The sequence below is a fragment of the Pseudomonas putida W15Oct28 genome (assembly GCF_000708715.2).
Taxonomy (GTDB): domain Bacteria; phylum Pseudomonadota; class Gammaproteobacteria; order Pseudomonadales; family Pseudomonadaceae; genus Aquipseudomonas; species Aquipseudomonas putida_R.
In genome coordinates this window covers 94,821-112,167 of the sequence record NZ_JENB01000004.1, presented here as the reverse complement: position 1 = coordinate 112,167, position 17,347 = coordinate 94,821, and the positions used below count along the sequence as shown (strand labels likewise).

The 17,347-nt window shown below is 62.2% G+C and carries 21 protein-coding genes; 14 read left to right on the top strand and 7 right to left on the bottom strand.

All coding sequences use genetic code 11. From position 1 onward, the window contains the following. Positions 1 to 8 precede the first annotated feature (8 nt). The 5 genes from lptB to AK81_RS03855 are packed head-to-tail and all read right to left on the bottom strand — an operon-like array spanning position 9 to position 3,337. Positions 9 to 734: an LPS export ABC transporter ATP-binding protein gene (gene lptB, locus AK81_RS03875; RefSeq protein ID WP_016501334.1), complete on the bottom strand. Its 726-nt coding sequence runs from the start codon at positions 732 to 734 to the stop codon at positions 9 to 11. Continuing rightward, complete coding sequence (gene lptA / locus AK81_RS03870) at positions 735 to 1,259, bottom strand: lipopolysaccharide transport periplasmic protein LptA (protein ID WP_043196899.1); 525 nt, start codon at positions 1,257 to 1,259, stop codon at positions 735 to 737. Then, positions 1,246 to 1,818 (bottom strand): LPS export ABC transporter periplasmic protein LptC, encoded by a 573-nt coding sequence (gene lptC / locus AK81_RS03865; RefSeq protein ID WP_043196898.1) that lies wholly within the window; start codon positions 1,816 to 1,818, stop codon positions 1,246 to 1,248. The genes lptA and lptC overlap by 14 nt, the downstream gene beginning before the upstream one ends. A gap of 8 nt (positions 1,819 to 1,826) precedes the next feature. Continuing rightward, positions 1,827 to 2,351, bottom strand: coding sequence for a KdsC family phosphatase (locus AK81_RS03860; RefSeq protein ID WP_043196897.1), 525 nt, complete (start codon positions 2,349 to 2,351; stop codon positions 1,827 to 1,829). A gap of 11 nt (positions 2,352 to 2,362) precedes the next feature. After that, positions 2,363 to 3,337: a KpsF/GutQ family sugar-phosphate isomerase gene (locus AK81_RS03855; RefSeq protein WP_043196895.1), complete on the bottom strand. Its 975-nt coding sequence runs from the start codon at positions 3,335 to 3,337 to the stop codon at positions 2,363 to 2,365. Between the two features lie 248 nt (positions 3,338 to 3,585). On the opposite strand from AK81_RS03855, the gene AK81_RS03850 reads away from it, so the two are divergent. The 10 genes from AK81_RS03850 to hisC all read left to right on the top strand — a co-directional run bounded on the left by AK81_RS03850 (position 3,586) and on the right by hisC (position 11,667). After that, complete coding sequence (locus tag AK81_RS03850) at positions 3,586 to 4,395, top strand: ATP-binding cassette domain-containing protein (protein ID WP_012270662.1); 810 nt, start codon at positions 3,586 to 3,588, stop codon at positions 4,393 to 4,395. After that, positions 4,395 to 5,192, top strand: coding sequence for a lipid asymmetry maintenance ABC transporter permease subunit MlaE (gene mlaE, locus AK81_RS03845; protein WP_012270663.1), 798 nt, complete (start codon positions 4,395 to 4,397; stop codon positions 5,190 to 5,192). The genes AK81_RS03850 and mlaE overlap by 1 nt, the downstream gene beginning before the upstream one ends. Then, entirely contained in the window at positions 5,192 to 5,677 is a 486-nt protein-coding gene (mlaD, locus tag AK81_RS03840) for an outer membrane lipid asymmetry maintenance protein MlaD (protein WP_043196893.1), read from the top strand. The genes mlaE and mlaD overlap by 1 nt, the downstream gene beginning before the upstream one ends. A gap of 9 nt (positions 5,678 to 5,686) precedes the next feature. After that, positions 5,687 to 6,334, top strand: coding sequence for an MlaC/ttg2D family ABC transporter substrate-binding protein (locus AK81_RS03835; protein WP_043196892.1), 648 nt, complete (start codon positions 5,687 to 5,689; stop codon positions 6,332 to 6,334). After that, positions 6,331 to 6,633 (top strand): STAS domain-containing protein, encoded by a 303-nt coding sequence (locus AK81_RS03830; RefSeq protein ID WP_043196891.1) that lies wholly within the window; start codon positions 6,331 to 6,333, stop codon positions 6,631 to 6,633. The genes AK81_RS03835 and AK81_RS03830 overlap by 4 nt, the downstream gene beginning before the upstream one ends. Before the next feature lie 118 nt (positions 6,634 to 6,751). Next, positions 6,752 to 6,991, top strand: a complete 240-nt coding sequence (locus tag AK81_RS03825; RefSeq protein WP_016501324.1) for a BolA family protein — start codon at positions 6,752 to 6,754, stop codon at positions 6,989 to 6,991. A gap of 23 nt (positions 6,992 to 7,014) precedes the next feature. After that, entirely contained in the window at positions 7,015 to 8,280 is a 1,266-nt protein-coding gene (gene murA, locus AK81_RS03820; protein ID WP_043196890.1) for a UDP-N-acetylglucosamine 1-carboxyvinyltransferase, read from the top strand. Positions 8,281 to 8,371: 91 nt separating this feature from the next. Beyond that, positions 8,372 to 9,007, top strand: a complete 636-nt coding sequence (gene hisG / locus AK81_RS03815; RefSeq protein WP_016485050.1) for an ATP phosphoribosyltransferase — start codon at positions 8,372 to 8,374, stop codon at positions 9,005 to 9,007. 285 nt (positions 9,008 to 9,292) lie between these two features. Then, complete coding sequence (hisD, locus tag AK81_RS03810) at positions 9,293 to 10,618, top strand: histidinol dehydrogenase (protein ID WP_043196886.1); 1,326 nt, start codon at positions 9,293 to 9,295, stop codon at positions 10,616 to 10,618. Positions 10,619 to 10,620: 2 nt separating this feature from the next. Beyond that, entirely contained in the window at positions 10,621 to 11,667 is a 1,047-nt protein-coding gene (gene hisC / locus AK81_RS03805) for a histidinol-phosphate transaminase (protein ID WP_043196885.1), read from the top strand. A 164-nt stretch (positions 11,668 to 11,831) separates the two neighbouring features. Here the strand turns inward: hisC and AK81_RS03800 are convergent, their stop codons facing one another. Beyond that, complete coding sequence (locus AK81_RS03800) at positions 11,832 to 13,016, bottom strand: alkaline phosphatase family protein (protein ID WP_043196884.1); 1,185 nt, start codon at positions 13,014 to 13,016, stop codon at positions 11,832 to 11,834. A gap of 139 nt (positions 13,017 to 13,155) precedes the next feature. Between AK81_RS03800 and AK81_RS03795 the strand changes: the two genes are divergently transcribed. From AK81_RS03795 to AK81_RS03780, 4 genes are all read left to right on the top strand, one after another. Further along, positions 13,156 to 13,806 carry a FadR/GntR family transcriptional regulator gene (locus tag AK81_RS03795; protein WP_043196883.1) on the top strand — a complete coding sequence of 217 codons (651 nt, stop codon included), beginning with the start codon at positions 13,156 to 13,158 and terminating at the stop codon, positions 13,804 to 13,806. 13 nt (positions 13,807 to 13,819) lie between these two features. Continuing rightward, the gene (locus tag AK81_RS03790) at positions 13,820 to 15,100 is read left to right on the top strand and encodes a CynX/NimT family MFS transporter (protein WP_043196882.1); all 1,281 of its coding nucleotides are present in this window, start codon (positions 13,820 to 13,822) and stop codon (positions 15,098 to 15,100) included. A 178-nt stretch (positions 15,101 to 15,278) separates the two neighbouring features. Further along, positions 15,279 to 15,755, top strand: coding sequence for a nuclear transport factor 2 family protein (locus AK81_RS03785; RefSeq protein WP_043196881.1), 477 nt, complete (start codon positions 15,279 to 15,281; stop codon positions 15,753 to 15,755). Beyond that, a complete protein-coding gene (locus AK81_RS03780) occupies positions 15,748 to 16,077 on the top strand; it encodes a GIY-YIG nuclease family protein (RefSeq protein WP_043196879.1) in 330 nt (109 codons plus the stop codon). Before AK81_RS03785 ends, AK81_RS03780 begins: the two co-directional genes overlap by 8 nt. On the opposite strand, the gene yejK is transcribed toward AK81_RS03780, so the two are convergent. Beyond that, the gene (gene yejK, locus AK81_RS03775; RefSeq protein WP_043196877.1) at positions 16,037 to 17,044 is read right to left on the bottom strand and encodes a nucleoid-associated protein YejK; all 1,008 of its coding nucleotides are present in this window, start codon (positions 17,042 to 17,044) and stop codon (positions 16,037 to 16,039) included. The genes AK81_RS03780 and yejK overlap by 41 nt on opposite strands. Between the last annotated feature and the right edge of the window lie 303 nt (positions 17,045 to 17,347).

Genomic DNA, 17,347 nt, shown 5'->3' with positions numbered 1-17,347 from the left:
TGCCGGGGTCAGAGACGGAACTCGTGGCCCAGGTACACCTCTTTGACCAGGTCGTTGGCCAGGATGGTTTCGGCGTCGCCTTCGGCGATCAGTCGGCCATCGTTGACGATATAGGCGGTTTCGCAGATATCCAGGGTCTCGCGCACGTTGTGGTCGGTGATCAGTACACCGATGCCCTTGGCCTTGAGGTGGTGGATGATCTGTTTGATGTCGCCGACCGAGATCGGGTCGACACCGGCGAATGGTTCGTCCAGCAGGATGAACTTGGGTGCGGTCGCCAGGGCGCGGGCAATTTCGACGCGACGGCGTTCACCACCAGAGAGGCTCATGCCGAGGTTGTCGCGGATGTGGCTGATGTGGAACTCCTGCAGCAGGCTTTCCAGCTCCTTGCGCCGGCCGTCGCGGTCGATGTCCTTGCGGGTCTCGAGAATGGCCATGATGTTGTCGGCCACCGACAGCTTGCGGAAGATCGAGGCTTCCTGCGGCAGGTAGCCAATGCCAGCACGGGCGCGGCCGTGCATGGGCTGATGGCTGACATCGAGGTTGTCGATGAGCACGCGCCCCTGCTCGGCCTGGACCAGCCCGACGATCATGTAGAAGCAGGTGGTTTTGCCGGCGCCGTTGGGGCCAAGCAGGCCGACGATCTGGCCACTGTCGATCGACAGGCTGACATCACGTACCACCTGCCGGCCCTTGTAGCTCTTGGCCAGGTGCTGGGCTTTGAGGGTTGCCATTTACTCGGCCTTCTTCTTGGGCTGGATCACCATGTCGATACGCTGACGCGGTGTAGTCACGTTGCCACCACGACCGGCGGTCGCCACCTGGGTCTGGGTGTTGTAGACGATTTTCTCGCCTTCGGTGGTGTTGCCTTCGTTCTCGACCTTGGCGCGGTCAGTGAGGATCACCAGGTCTTTCAGCGACTGATACTGGATGGTCACGCCCCAGCCTTTCATCTTGTCGGGCTTGGCCGCGCTTTGCTGCTGCTCGAAGTAGGCCAGGTTGCCCACCGAGGTCACCACATCGATGTCGCCGGAAGCGGAGCGGGTGATGGTCACGGTGTTGCCTTTGATCATCATCGAGCCCTGGGTAATGACCACGTCGCCGGTATAGGTGGCTACGCCTTGCTTGTCATCCAGGTGGGCCTGGTCGGCCTGGATGCGGATCGGCTGATCACGGTCATTCGGCAGTGCGAAGGCGCTCGCGCTTCCCAGTGCTGCGCTCAGGCTGAGCAAAAGGGGGAGGGTTTTAACGAGCCTCATACTGTCCTCTTACGTTAGAGAGCAGGTCCATCCTGCTTTCTTTCAAATACGCTTTCATTCCTTTGCCCGTAGTTGTGCCACCGGCGCCGTCGATTCTAACGGCTTGCTCGGTCTGCGCATATTGCTTCTGCGGGAACACGGTCATGCGTGAGCTGGTAATGATGGTTTCACGCTGCTTTTCGTCGATGCGTGCAATCCGTACCTTGTCGATCAGTTCGACCTCGGTGCCGTCCGGATTGACCTCGGCGCGGGTGCTCTGAACGTGCCACGGGTATTCAGTACCGCGGTACATGTGCAGGTCCGGCGTGGTCAGCAACGTGATTTCGCTGGCCTTGAGGTGCTCGACCTTGTCGGCAGTCATTTCGTACTGCAGCTTGCCATCAGGCAAAAACTGCACGCTGTGGGCGTTGATCGCATAGTAGTCGATGGCGCTTTCGTCGACCTGGGCCACAGGCTTGTCGAGGAAGCTTTCAGGGCTGACATTCCAGTAGCCGACCGCCGCCAGCAGGGCGGCAATCACTGCTAGCAGCGCAACATTGCGGGCTTTCTTGCTGAACATGGGCAGCCTTACAGGTAGTTGGCGTTGGCAGCGTCCAGGGTGCCCTGGGCCTGCATGATCAGTTCGCAGAATTCACGGGCTGCGCCTTCGCCGCCGCGTGCCTGGGTCACGCCGTGGGCGTGCTGGCGAACAAACGGTGCGGCGTTGGCCACGGCCATGCCCAGTGCTACCCGGCGAATGACCGGCAGGTCGGGCAGGTCGTCGCCCAGATAGGCCACTTGATCATAGCTTAGGCCCAGTTCGGCGAGCAGGCCGTCAAGCACGACCAATTTGTCCTCGCGCCCCTGGTACAGGTGCGGGATGCCGAGGTTTTTCGCCCGGCGCTCGACCACAGGGGTTTTGCGCCCGCTGATGATCGCGGTGGTCACGCCCGAGGCCATGAGCATCTTGATGCCCTGGCCGTCGAGGGTGTTGAAGGTCTTGAACTCGCTGCCGTCCTCGAGGAAGTACAGGCGCCCGTCGGTGAGCACGCCGTCCACATCGAACACTGCCAGCTTGATGGCTTTGCCACGTTGCATGAGATCCTGGTTCATTCCATCGCTCCTTACATTACACCGGCGCGCAGCAGGTCGTGCATGTTCAGGGCGCCGGTCGGGCGGTCCTCGCGGTCCACCACCACCAGTGCGCCGATCTTGTGGTCTTCCATGATCTTCAGGGCTTCGGCAGCCAGCATTTCGGCGCGGGCCGTCTTGCCGTGCACGGTCATCACTTCGTCGATCAGGGTAGTGTGTACGTCGATGTTGCGGTCCAGGCTGCGGCGCAGGTCGCCGTCGGTGAAGATCCCGGCCAGCGTGCCGTCGGCTTCGACGATCACGGTCATGCCCAGACCTTTGCGGGACATTTCAAGCAGCGCATCCTTGAGCAGGGTGCCGCGGGGTACCTGGGGCAGCTCGTCGCCGCTGTGCATCACGTTCTCGACCTTGAGCAGCAGGCGGCGGCCCAGTGCACCGCCCGGGTGCGAGAAGGCAAAGTCCTCGGCGGTGAAACCGCGGGCTTCGAGCAGGGCGATAGCCAGGCAGTCGCCCAGCACCAGCGACGCCGTGGTGGAGGAGGTGGGTGCCAGGTTAAGCGGGCAGGCCTCTTGCTCGACGCGGGCGTCGAGGTTGACCTCGGCGGCCTGGGCCAGGGGCGAATCCGGGTTGCCGGTCAGGCTGACCAGCTTGATGCCCAGGCGCTTGATCAGTGGCAGCAGGGTGACGATTTCGGCAGTGCTGCCGGAATTCGACAGGGCAAGGATGACATCGTCGCGGGTGATCATGCCCATGTCGCCATGGCTGGCTTCAGCCGGGTGCACGAAAAACGCCGGCGTACCGGTGCTGGCCAGGGTGGCGGCGATCTTGTTGCCGATATGCCCGGACTTGCCCATGCCGACCACGACCACTCGGCCCTTGCTGGCCAGGATCAGTTCGCAGGCTTTGACGAAATTGTCGTCGATGCGCGCCAAAAGGGCCTCTACGGCCTCGAGTTCCAGGCGCAGGGTGCGTTGGGCGGATTGGATCAGCTCGCTGGATTGGCTCATGTCGAGAAAGCAATGCCTGATGAAAAGGCCGCGATTATACGCGCAATGACGAAAACCCTCACCCCTTCGATTGCTGTAGCGAATGTCATCAAAGCCTGTCACAGGGCTGAACGACTGCTTGCCTGGCCTTGGGGCGGCGCCGTCAGCGGTGCTATAGTTCGCCGCTATTCGGCCTGCCAGGGGCGCTTGTGCCTTCCTGATGGAGGCCGGCGTCCACTAGGACGAGGCTGCACTAGCAAGGAGTCTAGATGAGTGTGGATAGCGCCTACGCGGTCGAGTTGAAGGGGGTTACCTTCAAACGCGGTTCGCGCAGCATTTTCAGCAACGTCGACATTCGCATCCCGCGCGGCAAGGTCACCGGCATCATGGGACCATCGGGTTGCGGCAAGACCACGTTGCTTCGCCTGATGGGCGCGCAACTGCGCCCCTCCAGCGGTGAAGTATGGGTTGCCGGCCAGAACCTGCCGACGCTGTCGCGCAGCGATCTGTTCGACGCCCGCAAGCAGATGGGTGTGCTGTTCCAGAGTGGCGCGCTGTTCACCGACCTCGATGTGTTCGAGAACGTCGCGTTTCCGCTGCGCGTGCACACCCAGCTGTCGGACGAAATGATCCGCGACATCGTGCTGATGAAGCTGCAGGCCGTGGGCCTGCGCGGTGCCATCGACCTGATGCCTGACGAGTTGTCCGGTGGCATGAAGCGCCGTGTAGCGCTGGCCCGGGCAATTGCTCTGGACCCGCAGATCCTCATGTACGACGAACCGTTCGTCGGCCAGGACCCGATCGCCATGGGCGTACTGGTGCGCCTGATCCGCCTGCTCAACGATGCCCTGGGCATCACCAGCATCGTCGTCTCCCACGACCTGGCAGAAACCGCCAGCATTGCCGACTACATCTACGTGGTAGGCGATGGGCAGGTGCTGGGGCAGGGTACGCCCGACGAGCTGATGGGCTCGGACAACCCTCGCATCCGCCAGTTCATGAAGGGCGACCCGGACGGCCCGGTACCCTTCCACTTTCCTGCGCCTGACTACCGCGCCGACCTGCTGGGAGCGCGTTGATGCGCAGAAAATCCTTACTCGAACGTGTCCGCCTGCTGGGCCGTTCGGCAATCGACGTGCTGGCCGTGCTCGGGCGTTCCTGCCTGTTCCTGTTCCATGCGCTGGTCGGCCGTGGCGGCATCGGCGGCGGCTTCCAGCTGCTGACCAAGCAGCTGTACTCGGTAGGCGTGCTGTCGTTGGCGATCGTTGTCGTGTCCGGTGTGTTCATCGGCATGGTGCTGGCGCTGCAGGGCTACAGCATCCTGACCAAGTACGGTTCGGAGCAGGCGGTGGGGCAGATGGTCGCCCTGACCCTGTTGCGCGAGCTTGGCCCGGTGGTAACGGCGTTGCTGTTTGCCGGCCGTGCAGGTTCGGCGTTGACCGCCGAGATCGGCAACATGAAATCCACCGAGCAGCTGTCGAGCCTGGAAATGATCGGCGTCGACCCGCTCAAGTACATCGTCGCGCCGCGCCTGTGGGCCGGTTTCATCTCGCTGCCGCTGCTGGCGCTGATCTTCAGCGTGGTCGGCATCTGGGGTGGTTCGTGGGTGGCCGTGGACTGGCTGGGCGTCTACGAGGGCTCGTTCTGGGCCAACATGCAGAACAGTGTTTCTTTCACTGACGACGTGCTCAACGGCCTGGTCAAGAGCCTGGTGTTCGCCTTCGTCACAACCTGGATCGCCGTATTCCAGGGGTACGACTGTGAGCCCACCTCAGAAGGGATCAGCCGTGCCACCACCAAGACCGTTGTCTATGCCTCGTTGGCAGTGCTGGGTCTGGACTTTATTCTGACCGCCTTGATGTTTGGAGATTTCTGATGCAAAACCGCACCCTGGAAATCGGTGTCGGCCTGTTCCTCCTGGCCGGGATCCTGGCGCTGCTGCTGCTGGCCCTGCGTGTCAGCGGGCTGTCGGCCAGCCCGAGCAGCGATACCTATAAAGTTTATGCCTACTTCGACAATATCGCCGGTTTGACGGTCAGAGCTAAAGTGACCATGGCCGGTGTGACCATCGGCAAGGTTACCGCCATCGATCTGGACCGCGATTCCTACACCGGTCGGGTGACGTTGCAGCTGGACAAGACGGTGGACAACCTGCCGACCGACTCCACTGCCTCGATCCTGACCGCCGGTTTGCTTGGCGAGAAATACATCGGCATCAGCGTGGGCGGTGAAGACGAAGTGCTCAAGGATGGCGCGACCATCCACGACACCCAGTCGGCACTGGTGCTGGAAGATCTGATTGGCAAGTTCCTGCTCAACTCCGTTGGCAAGGAACCGAAAGAAGCGCAACCGGCTAATTAAGGAGTTTCCATGATTTCGATCCTGCGACGTGGCCTGCTGGTCCTGCTGGCGGCTTTCCCCCTGTTGGTCGTGGCCGCGCAGACGCCCCACGATGTGGTTCAAAGCACCACCACCGAACTGTTGGGTGACCTCAAGGCTAACAAGGAACAGTACAAGTCCAACCCAGGTGCCTTCTACGATGCGCTCAACCGCATCCTCGGCCCGGTGGTTGACGCCGACGGTATTTCCCGCAGCATCATGACCGTCAAGTACTCGCGCAAGGCCACGCCTGAGCAGATGCAGCGCTTTCAGGAAAACTTCAAGCGCAGCCTGATGCAGTTCTATGGCAACGCGCTGCTCGAATACAACAACCAGGGCATCATCGTCGACCCGGCCAAGGCCGATGACGGCAAGCGCGCCAGTGTCGGCATGAAGGTCACCGGCAACAACGGTGCCGTGTACCCGGTGCAGTACACCCTGGAAAACATCGGTGGCGAGTGGAAGGTGCGTAACGTCATCGTCAACGGCATCAACATCGGCAAGCTGTTCCGTGACCAGTTCGCCGATGCCATGCAGCGCAACGGCAACAACCTGGACAAGACCATCGACGGCTGGGCCGGCGAAGTGGCCAAGGCCAAGCAAACCGCCGACAGCTCGCCAGACAAGGAAGTGAAATGAGTGATGCCGGTGTGAGCATGGCCGAACCAGGCGTGCTGCGCCTGGCTGGCGTGCTGGATTTTCGCAGCGGCCCGGGCTTGCGCAAACAAGGCAAGATGTTGATCGAAGCCTCTCGCGAGCCACGCCTGGTGCTTGATTGCTCGGCTGTCGAGAAGTCGTCGAGTGTCGGCCTGTCGCTGTTGCTGGCGTTCATTCGCGATGGCCAGGCCGCCGGCAAGGCCTTCGAGGTGCGTGGCATGCCCGACGACATGCGGGAAATTGCCGAGGTTTATGACCTCGATGAAGTGCTGGCGAGCTGATGGCTCGCCACTGATTGAGGCCCCTCGGTCAGCGCACGCCCTATGTGGGCTTCGCAGGCGAGGGGCTTTTTTGTATGATGGCCGACCCGTGCGCATCGGGCGCCGATTGAGGTTGAGCATGCAGGCCCTAGAAGTTAAGAGCTTCCTTGAAGAAAAATTGCCGGGATCCCTGGTCGAAGTTGAAGGCGAAGGCTGCAACTTCCAGTTGAACGTGATCAGCGACGAGTTGGCTGGCCTGAGCCCGGTCAAGCGCCAGCAGGCGATCTATGCTCACCTTAATCCCTGGATCGCCAATGGCAGCATCCATGCGGTAACCATGAAATTTTTCAGCAGCGCAGCCTGGGCTGAGCGCACCTGAGCCAACTTGGCGGCGAGACTCCAATGGACAAACTGATTATTACTGGCGGCGCTCGCCTTGACGGCGAGATCCGCATTTCGGGCGCGAAGAACGCAGCCCTGCCGATTCTGGCGGCGACCCTGCTGGCCGATGGCCCGGTCACCGTGGGCAACCTGCCGCACCTGCACGACATCACCACCATGATCGAGCTGTTCGGCCGCATGGGCATCGAGCCTGTGATCGACGAAAAGCTGTCGGTGGAGATCGACCCACGTACCATCAAGACCCTGGTCGCGCCTTACGAGCTGGTCAAGACCATGCGCGCCTCGATCCTGGTACTGGGCCCGATGGTTGCCCGTTTCGGCGAAGCCGAAGTGGCCCTGCCTGGCGGTTGCGCGATTGGTTCGCGCCCGGTCGACCTGCACATCCGCGGCCTCGAAGCCATGGGCGCGAAGATCGAAGTGGAAGCTGGCTACATCAAGGCCAAGGCGCCTGAAGGTGGCCTGCGCGGCGCGCACTTCTTCTTCGACACCGTCAGCGTCACCGGTACCGAGAACATCATGATGGCCGCTGCCCTGGCCAAGGGCCGCAGCGTGTTGCAGAACGCCGCGCGCGAGCCTGAAGTGGTCGACCTGGCCAACTTCATCAATGCCATGGGTGGCAATGTCCAGGGCGCCGGTACCGACACCATCACCATCGATGGCGTCGAGCGCCTGCACTCGGCCACCTACCGCGTGATGCCGGACCGTATCGAGACCGGTACCTACCTGGTCGCTGCTGCCGTCACCGGTGGCCGCGTCAAGGTCAAGGACACCGACCCGACCATCCTTGAAGCCGTATTGGAAAAACTCAAGGAATCCGGTGCCGACATCAACGTCGGCGAAGACTGGATCGAGCTGGACATGCACGGCAAGCGGCCGAAAGCCGTCAACCTGCGTACCGCCCCGTACCCGGCGTTCCCGACCGACATGCAGGCGCAGTTCATTTCGCTGAACGCCATTGCCGAAGGCACTGGCGCGGTGATCGAGACCATCTTCGAAAACCGCTTCATGCACGTTTACGAAATGCACCGCATGGGCGCGCAGATCCAGGTCGAAGGCAACACTGCCATCGTCACTGGCGTCAAGTCGCTCAAAGGCGCACCGGTCATGGCCACCGACCTGCGTGCTTCCGCCAGCCTGGTGCTGTCGGCGCTGGTTGCCGAAGGCGATACCCTGATCGACCGCATCTACCACATCGACCGTGGTTACGAGTGCATCGAAGAAAAACTGCAGATGCTCGGCGCGAAAATCCGCCGCGTACCGGGTTAGTAGCCCGCTGGTGCAAGGATGCACCTTTCGAATTGAATGCGGCCAGGTCGATGACCTGGCCGGCAGTAGCCGCTTAAGGACCGACGTTCCAATGTTGACCATCGCGCTTTCCAAAGGCCGTATTCTCGACGATACCCTGCCGCTGCTGGCCGAGGCCGGCATCGTGCCGACCGAAAACCCGGACAAGAGCCGCAAACTGATCATCCCCACCACGCAGGACGATGTGCGCCTGCTGATCGTGCGTGCCACTGACGTGCCGACCTATGTCGAGCATGGTGCCGCCGACCTGGGTGTGGCGGGCAAGGACGTGCTGATGGAGTACGGCGGCCAGGGTATGTACGAACCCCTGGACCTGCAGATTGCCCAGTGCAAGCTGATGACTGCTGGCGTGGTCGGCGCACCCGAGCCCAAGGGCCGCCTGCGCGTGGCCACCAAGTTCGTCAACGTAGCCAAGCGCTACTACGCCGAACAGGGCCGCCAGGTCGACATCATCAAGCTGTACGGTTCGATGGAGCTGGCACCGCTGATCAACCTCGCCGACAAGATCATCGACGTGGTCGACACTGGCAACACCCTGCGTGCCAACGGCCTGGAGCCCCAGGACCTGATCGCCACGATCAGCTCGCGCCTGGTGGTCAACAAGGCCTCCATGAAAATGCAGCATGCCCGCATCCAGAGCCTGATCGACACGCTTCGTCAGGCGGTCGAATCCCGACACCGCGGTTGACTCCTGCGCGCGACCTTCGCTGTCGCGCCCGTCTATCCGCGTCATAGCCACTTTTCTCGGGTGCCCGCGCGGATGGACTGGTAGCTTGGGATTGTGCGAAAAGTCGCCGAGCGGCGATCAGGCAAGATGAAAACAGATGAGGAACGGCCGGGGTCGCGCCCGACTTTGCTGGTTGCAAATGAGCATTCCGAGCCTGTTTTTAACGTAGCATGATCGTCGCGCAGGCACTTTTCGCACAATCCCCTAGGGCGCCTGAGCATTCGCTAATATTACGAGGCCCTCGCCATGACCGTGTCCACTGCAATTGCCCGTCTCAACGCTGCTGATCCGGATTTCGCCCGACATCTGGATCATCTGCTGAGCTGGGAAAGTGTGTCCGATGACGCGGTCAACCAGCGCGTGCTCGACATCATCAAGGGCGTGCGCGAGCGCGGCGATGCGGCATTGGTGGAATTCACCCAGCGTTTCGACGGCGTTGCCGCCAACAGCATCGATGACCTGATCCTCGGCCGCGAGCGCCTTGAGCTGGCCCTGACCCGCATTACCCCAGTCCAGCGCGAAGCCCTGGAAAAGGCCGCCAACCGTGTACGCATGTACCACGAGCGGCAGAAGCAGGACTCCTGGCAGTACACCGAGGCCGACGGCACCGTGCTCGGCCAGAAGGTCACCCCGCTGGACCGTGCAGGCCTGTATGTGCCGGGCGGCAAGGCGTCGTACCCGTCGTCGGTGCTGATGAATGCCATCCCGGCCAAGGTTGCCGGCGTCGCCGAAGTGGTGATGGTAGTGCCGACCCCGCGTGGCGAAATCAACGAACTGGTGCTGGCTGCCGCCTGCATCGCCGGTGTCGACCGCGTGTTCACCGTCGGTGGTGCCCAGGCGGTCGCAGCGCTGGCGTACGGCACCGAAAGCGTGCCGCAGGTGGACAAGATTGTCGGCCCGGGCAACATCTACGTGGCCACTGCCAAGCGCCACGTGTTCGGCCAGGTGGGCATCGACATGATCGCCGGCCCGTCGGAAATCCTCGTGGTATGCGACGGCCAGACCGACCCGGACTGGATCGCCATGGACCTGTTCTCCCAGGCCGAGCACGACGAAGACGCCCAGGCCATCCTGGTCAGCCCGGATGCTGCGTTCCTCGACCGCGTTGCCGCCAGCATCGACAAGCTGATGCCGACCATGGAGCGTGCCGGGATCATCGAGAAATCGATCAACGGCCGTGGTGCGCTGATCCAGGTGCGTGACATGCAACAGGCCATGGAAGTGGCCAACCGCATCGCCCCGGAGCACCTCGAGCTGTCGGTGGCCGACCCGCAAGCCTGGCTGCCACACATTCGCCACGCTGGCGCGATCTTCATGGGCCGCCACACCAGCGAAGCGCTGGGCGATTATTGCGCCGGCCCCAACCACGTGCTGCCTACCTCCGGCACCGCGCGTTTCTCGTCGCCGCTGGGGGTGTATGACTTCCAGAAGCGTTCGTCGATCATCTTCTGCTCCGAGCAGGGCGCGTCCGAGCTGGGCCACACCGCTTCTGTGCTGGCCCGTGGCGAGTCGCTGACCGCCCACGCCCGCAGTGCTGAATACCGTATCCTGACCCAAGAGAAGGGGAACTGAGCATGAGTCGATTCTGGAGCCCCTTCGTCAAGGACTTGGTGCCTTACGTGCCGGGCGAGCAGCCCAAGCTGGCCCGTCTGGTCAAGCTCAACACCAACGAAAACCCCTATGGCCCGTCGCCCAAGGCGCTGGAGGCCATGCGCGGCGAGCTGAACGACAACCTGCGCCTGTACCCGGACCCGAACGGCGACCGGCTTAAGCAGGCGGTTGCCGAGTACTACGGCGTGACCCCGGGGCAAGTATTTGTCGGCAACGGCTCGGACGAGGTGCTGGCGCACATCTTCCACGGCCTGTTCCAGCACGATGCACCGCTGCTGTTCCCGGACATCAGCTACAGCTTCTACCCGGTCTATTGCGGCCTGTACGGGATTGCCTTCGAGCAGGTGGCGTTGGACGAGCAGTTCCAGATTCGCATCGAGGACTACAACAAGCCCAACGCCGGCATCATCTTCCCCAACCCCAACGCGCCGACTGGCTGCCTGATGCCGCTGCAGGCGGTGGAGCAGTTGCTGCAGGCCAACCGTGACTCGGTGGTGGTGGTCGACGAGGCCTACATCGATTTCGGTGGCGAGACGGCCATCAGCCTGGTGGACCGCTACGACAACCTGCTGGTGACCCAGACCCTGTCGAAGTCGCGCTCCCTGGCCGGCCTGCGGGTTGGCCTGGCGGTCGGGCACCCGGACCTGATCGAGGCGCTGGAGCGGATCAAGAACAGCTTCAACTCCTACCCGCTGGACCGTGCGGCGATCGTTGGCGCGGCGGTGGCGTTTGAAGACCGCGAGTACTTCGAGCAAACCTGCCGCAAGGTCATCGACAGTCGCGAAGTGCTGGTCGGGCAGCTTGAGGCCAAGGGCTTCGAGGTACTGCCTTCGGCCGCCAACTTCATCTTCGCACGCCACCCGCAGCAGGATGCCGCCGAGCTGGCAGCACGTCTGCGCGAGCAAGGCGTGATCGTGCGTCACTTCAAGCAGTCGCGCATTGCCCAGTTCCTACGCATTACCATCGGCACGCCAGAGATGAACCAGGCGCTGCTTGATGCGTTGAACTGACGCTTTCCGCAGACTTTGTGGGAGCGGCCTCGTGTCGCGATAGGGCCGCGCAGCGGCCCCAGGATTTCAGCATTCAAGCAAGAATTGCCGGGGCCGCTTTGCGGCCCTATCCGACCGGTCCGGCGCCCCGGCAAGGCCGCTCCTACAAAAAGCGCGCCTTCCATCTAGTAGCTGCTCTCTTCAATGACAAACGCCTTGGCGGCTGGCCGGTTGCGCACCGCCGTCGGTGTGCCATCAAGCACCAGCACGTAATCGTTCTGCTTCTCCATCCCCTGCGGATCAGTCCATTGCCCGTCCCTGGCCGGTACCTGTGCAACCACATGCCCGTTCTTCAGAATCGTCAGGTAGCCAGTGGCATTGCTGTTCCAGCGTAACCGCCCCTTGTGTTCATCGGCTCGAACCTTGCGCGCACCGGTTTTACCCAGCAAAGGCGTGCCATCCAGTCGCCATTCCGGCTGCAGCGTCAGGCCCATGTGGCGCAGCACAGTAGGTGCCACCGAAGTCTGCGCGGGAAGGCCGTACAGGCTGTTGGGCCCAGGCATTTCCGCAGGAATGCTCAGCTCGGTCAGCTCCTGATTCAGCGGCTTGTTGCTGGCGATGAAGATGCTCTTTTCCTGCTCCGAAGCGCTGCCATGGCCTTTCCCCCAGTAATCGCGCCCATGGTCTGTGCTGATGATCACCAGCCAGTCTTCCTGCCGGTGCAGGCGCCGGCGTTCGTCGACCTTGTCCAGCAAATGCCCGATCTGGCTATCGAGTGTGCGCAACGCCTGCTGATAGTGATCGCCAAAGCCACTGTCGTGCCCGACCTGGTCTGCCGCATCCAACTGAATGAAGGTGAAGTCGGCGGGCGTGTTGGCCAGGATCTGCAACGTTCGTTCGATTACCCGCGCATCTGACAAACCGCTCTCGCGTACATCGGCACCATGGGCATCTTCCAGCAGGAATGCCGTGTTCAGCGGTGACCAGCCGACCACGCTGGACAGGTAGGCGTTGGGCATGGCCAGGCGCAGTCGTTTGAACAGGCTGGGAAACGCCGGATCTACCCGCAACGATTCGGTATCCGAATCGACGCCATGCTTGTTGCTCCAGACGCCGGTCAGCAGCGTGACCCAGCCTGGGCCGCTCAAGGTAGGCTGCTCGCTGGCCTTGCCATTGACTCCGCCAGTGTAGGCCTTGCCGTAATACAGCCGTTGTTTCAGGTGGGTGGCATCGCCCAACTGCAGATATTGCTCCAGTTGCACACCGTCGAGCCCGATAAGCAAGGCTTTGGGACGGCTGGGGTGTCTGGCCGGATCGCAACCCGGCAGCATTGCCAGAAACAACATTAACAGCAGGCTCGCCAGTCGCATGTAAGTACACCCTTGAAAGAACAGCACGAGCGTTGCAACAAAGGGTTTTGTTCACAACTGGCAGAAATACCAGGTGGTTTGCGGCGTTGACCGGCATCCATTAAGCTGTGCAAATTCATCGGATGATTGGTTGAGTAAGATGAGCACCGAGTTGACCAAGCGTTCCCTGGTCGAACTGGCTGTGGAGCGCATGCGCGAGCGCATCGTCATGGGCGACTGGCAAGTCGGCCAGCGTTTGCCGACCGAGCCGGAGCTGGCACTTGAGCTGGGCATCAGCCGCAACACCGTGCGCGAGGCCATGCGCGTGCTGGCGTTCAGTGGCCTGGTGGAAGTTCGCCAAGGCGACGGCAGCTACCTGCGCACGGCCCAAGACCCTTTGCAGGCGGTGCAGGCCATGTCCCGCTGCACCCCCGAGCAGGCCCGTGAAACCCGCCATATCCTCGAAGCCGAGGCCATTGGCCTGGCGGCGTTGCGCCGTACGGATGCCGACCTGCAAGCGCTGCGTGATGCCCTGGCCGGCAGTGCCGGGCACTTTCACGGCGATGTCGATGCTTATGTAGCCTGTGACCTGGTGTTTCACCAGCGGCTGGTCGATGCCGCCCACAACCCGGCATTAAGCGAGCTGTATCGGTACTTTTCCGGGGTGGTGGCTGCCGCACTGCAGCGCAACATGGCGACCGTGCCCCGTTGCCAGGCAACGTTCGATCTGCATGGGCAGATCCTCGACGCCATCGAACAACGTGATGCGGAGCAGGCCAAGCGCCTGAGCCGTACCCTCATCGAATCCTGACTCCGAGAAGGCCATGGCTGAATCCATCACCCGTAACAACCCGCGCAACCAGCGGGACCTCGACGAGCTGCTGATCGACGCTGAAGCGGACGACGAGCAGGTGCAGCAACAGCCTGTGGTGTTGCGGCGGCCGTGGCTGTTGCTGCTTGGCCTGGTGCTGGTGGCATTGAACCTGCGCCCTGCGTTGTCGAGCATGGCGCCGGTGCTGGGGCAGGTTACCGAAGGCCTGGGGCTGAGTGCCTCGCAGGCCGGGTTGCTGACCACCTTGCCGGTGCTGTGCCTGGGGCTGTTCGCCCCACTGGCGCCGGTGCTGGCGCGGCGCTTTGGCAGCGAGCGGGTGATCTTGGGCATCCTTGTCACCCTGGCGCTTGGCATTGTGGTGCGAAGCACCTTTGGGGCCATCGGGGTGTTCCTCGGCAGCCTGATGGCGGGGGCCAGCATCGGCATCATCGGCGTGTTGTTGCCAGGTATCGTTAAACGCGACTTCCCGCAACACGCTGGCACGTTGACTGGCGTGTACACCATGGCGTTGTGCCTGGGCGCGGCCATGGCGGCGGGGGCGACTGTTCCTTTGGCCCAGCATTTCGACGGTAGCTGGGCGGTGGGGCTGGGCTTCTGGATGCTTCCGGCGCTGCTGGCCATGCTGGTGTGGCTGCCGCAGGCCCGCCAGGGGCATGGCCTGCACAAGGTGGCCTATCGCGTGCGTGGCCTGTGGCGTGACCCGCTGGCTTGGCAGGTGACCCTTTACATGGGCCTGCAGTCATCGCTGGCTTACATCGTGTTCGGCTGGTTGCCATCGATCCTCATCGGCCGCGGCCTGAGCCCGACCGAGGCGGGCCTGGTGTTGTCGGGGTCGGTGATCGTGCAACTGGTCAGCTCGCTGAGTGCGCCCTGGCTGGCCACCCGCGGCAAGGACCAGCGGCTGGCGATCGTGCTGGTCATGCTGATTACCCTGGCTGGCCTGTTCGGTTGCCTGTATGCACCGGTGTCCGGGCTGTGGGGATGGGCCGTGGTGCTGGGCCTGGGGCAGGGCGGAACCTTTGCCCTGGCGCTGACCTTGATCGTGCTGCGCTCGAAAGATGCCCATGTGGCGGCGAACCTGTCGAGCATGGCCCAGGGGGTAGGTTACACCCTGGCGTCGATGGGGCCGTTTGCGGTGGGCCTGGTGCATGACCTGACAGGGGGCTGGGCGGCAGTAGGGTGGATCTTTGCTGTGCTGGGTATTGGCGCCATTGTGTTCGGGCTGGGTGCCGGGCGGGCGTTGCATGTGCAGGTGACCAGCGAAAAAGTCTGAAGCTGCTGTCGGCAACACTGGCCCTATCGCCGGCAAGCCAGCTCCCACAAGGAAACCACAATCTTCGGAGCCGTGAGCTTCCTGTGGGAGCTGGCTTGCCGGCGATAGGGCCGGTACTGGCGTAAGCCACCGGGGCAGATTATCGTGGCTGCTTTCGACCCCAGGACGGACCTGCCCCATGAGCGACGCCAACCGCGACCTGATCACCCGCTTCTACCAGGCCTTCCAGCGCCTGGACGCCGAGGCCATGGTGGCCTGCTACAGCGACGATATCGTTTTCAGCGACCCGGTTTTCGGCACCCTGCGCGGCAAGGATGCCGGCGACATGTGGCGCATGCTCACCACCCGCGCCAAAAACTTCACCCTGACATTCGACAGCGTCCGCGCCGACGAGCGCAGTGGCGGTGCGCACTGGGTGGCAACCTACCTGTTCAGCCAGACCGGCCGTATTGTGGTCAACGACATCCAGGCCCGCTTTGTGATCCGCGATGGGCTGATCTGCCAGCATGACGATACCTTCGACCTGTGGCGCTGGTCGCGACAGGCGCTGGGTGTGCCGGGTATGTTGCTGGGCTGGTCGCCACTGGTGCAGAACAAGGTGCGCCTGCAGGCATTCAAGGGATTGCGCGCATTCCAGCAGGCCCAGGGTGAGTGATGTCCTTGAAACGGTTGTTGGCAAACCCTGGTATGTCTACCTGGTAAGGGCTGCCAATGGCTCGCTGTACTGTGGCATCAGTGATGACCCGCAGCGCCGGTTTACCGCGCATCAGAAGGGGCAGGGTGCCCGTTACTTCAAGACCAGCCCTGCCCAGGCGCTGGTGTATGTGGAGCAGTGGCCGGACAAAGGCGAGGCGTTGCGCCAGGAGCGGTTGGTCAAGCGGCTGCGCAAGTCGGCAAAGGAGGCGCTGGTGGCCTCCTTCAGCGGCCTTGGGGGTATCAGTCCTTGCGCCGCTTCAGCTGGTCCACCAGGGTTGTAGGCAGGCCCTTGATGATCAAGGTCCCTGCCTCTTCGTCATACTCCACCTTGTCGCCCAGCAAGTGCGCCTCGAAGCTGATCGACAGCCCCTCGGCACGCCCGGTGAAGCGGCGGAACTGGTTGAGGGTGCGTTTGTCTGCGGGGATTTCCGGCGACAGGCCGTAGTCCTTGTTGCGGATATGATCGTAGAACGCCTTGGGCCGGTCCTCGTCGATCAGGCTGGACAGTTCTTCCAGCGTTACCGGCTCGCCCATTTTGGTCTGGCTGGTCGCGTACTCGACCAGGGTCTGGGTTTTTTCGCGGGCGGACTCTTCTGGCAAGTCTTCGCTCTCGACGAAGTCACTGAAGGCTCTGAGCAGGGTGCGGGTTTCGCCCGGGCCGTCGACGCCTTCCTGGCAGCCGATGAAGTCGCGGAAATAGTCCGAGACCTTTTTGCCGTTCTTGCCCTTGATGAACGAAATGTACTGCTTGGAGCTTTTGTTGTTCTTCCATTCCGACAGGTTGATGCGCGCTGCCAGGTGCAGTTGGCCAAGGTCGAGGTGGCGCGAAGGGGTCACATCAAGCTCGGCGTTCACCGCCACGCCTTCACTGTGGTGCAGCAGGGCAATTGCCAGGTACTCGGTCATGCCTTGCTGGTAGTGGGCAAACAGGGTGTGGCCGCCGGTGGACAGGTTGGACTCTTCCATCAGTTTTTGCAGGTGCTCCACTGCCACGCGGCTGAAGGCGGTAAAGTCCTTTTCTTCGTCGAGGTACTGCTTCAGCCAGCCACTCAGCGGGTAGGCCCCGGACTCACCGTGAAAAAAACCCCAGGCCTTGCCTTGCTTGGCGTTGTAACTGTCGTTGAGGTCTGCCAACAGGTTTTCGATGGCGTCAGAAGCGGCCAGCTCAGCGTCGCGGGCATGCAGTACAGCAGGGCTGCCATCGGGCTTTTTGTCGATCAGGTGAACGATGCAATGACGGATTGGCATGGGATTCTCGGCGAGCTGCAAAAGGCGTCAAGTTTACCCTAGACACAAGGTGATGCAGTGGCCGTATGTTGGCAGATATGTCGGTTGTTCGTTTTTTGTTCAGTTTTGCGCGTTTTAGGCTAAAACCCCCGAAAAACCTGCATTAAATCGAAGTGCGCAGCGGATATTTATCCATTCCTGTGGTAGTTTTGCGCGGTCTTGCGCCCCTCGTGTGGCGCATTGCTGGCAGCGTGCTGTCGTCGTGTCGAACCAAACGCCGATTTACGTATCTACATACGCGATTGGCGCGGCCCTCCACTGTAA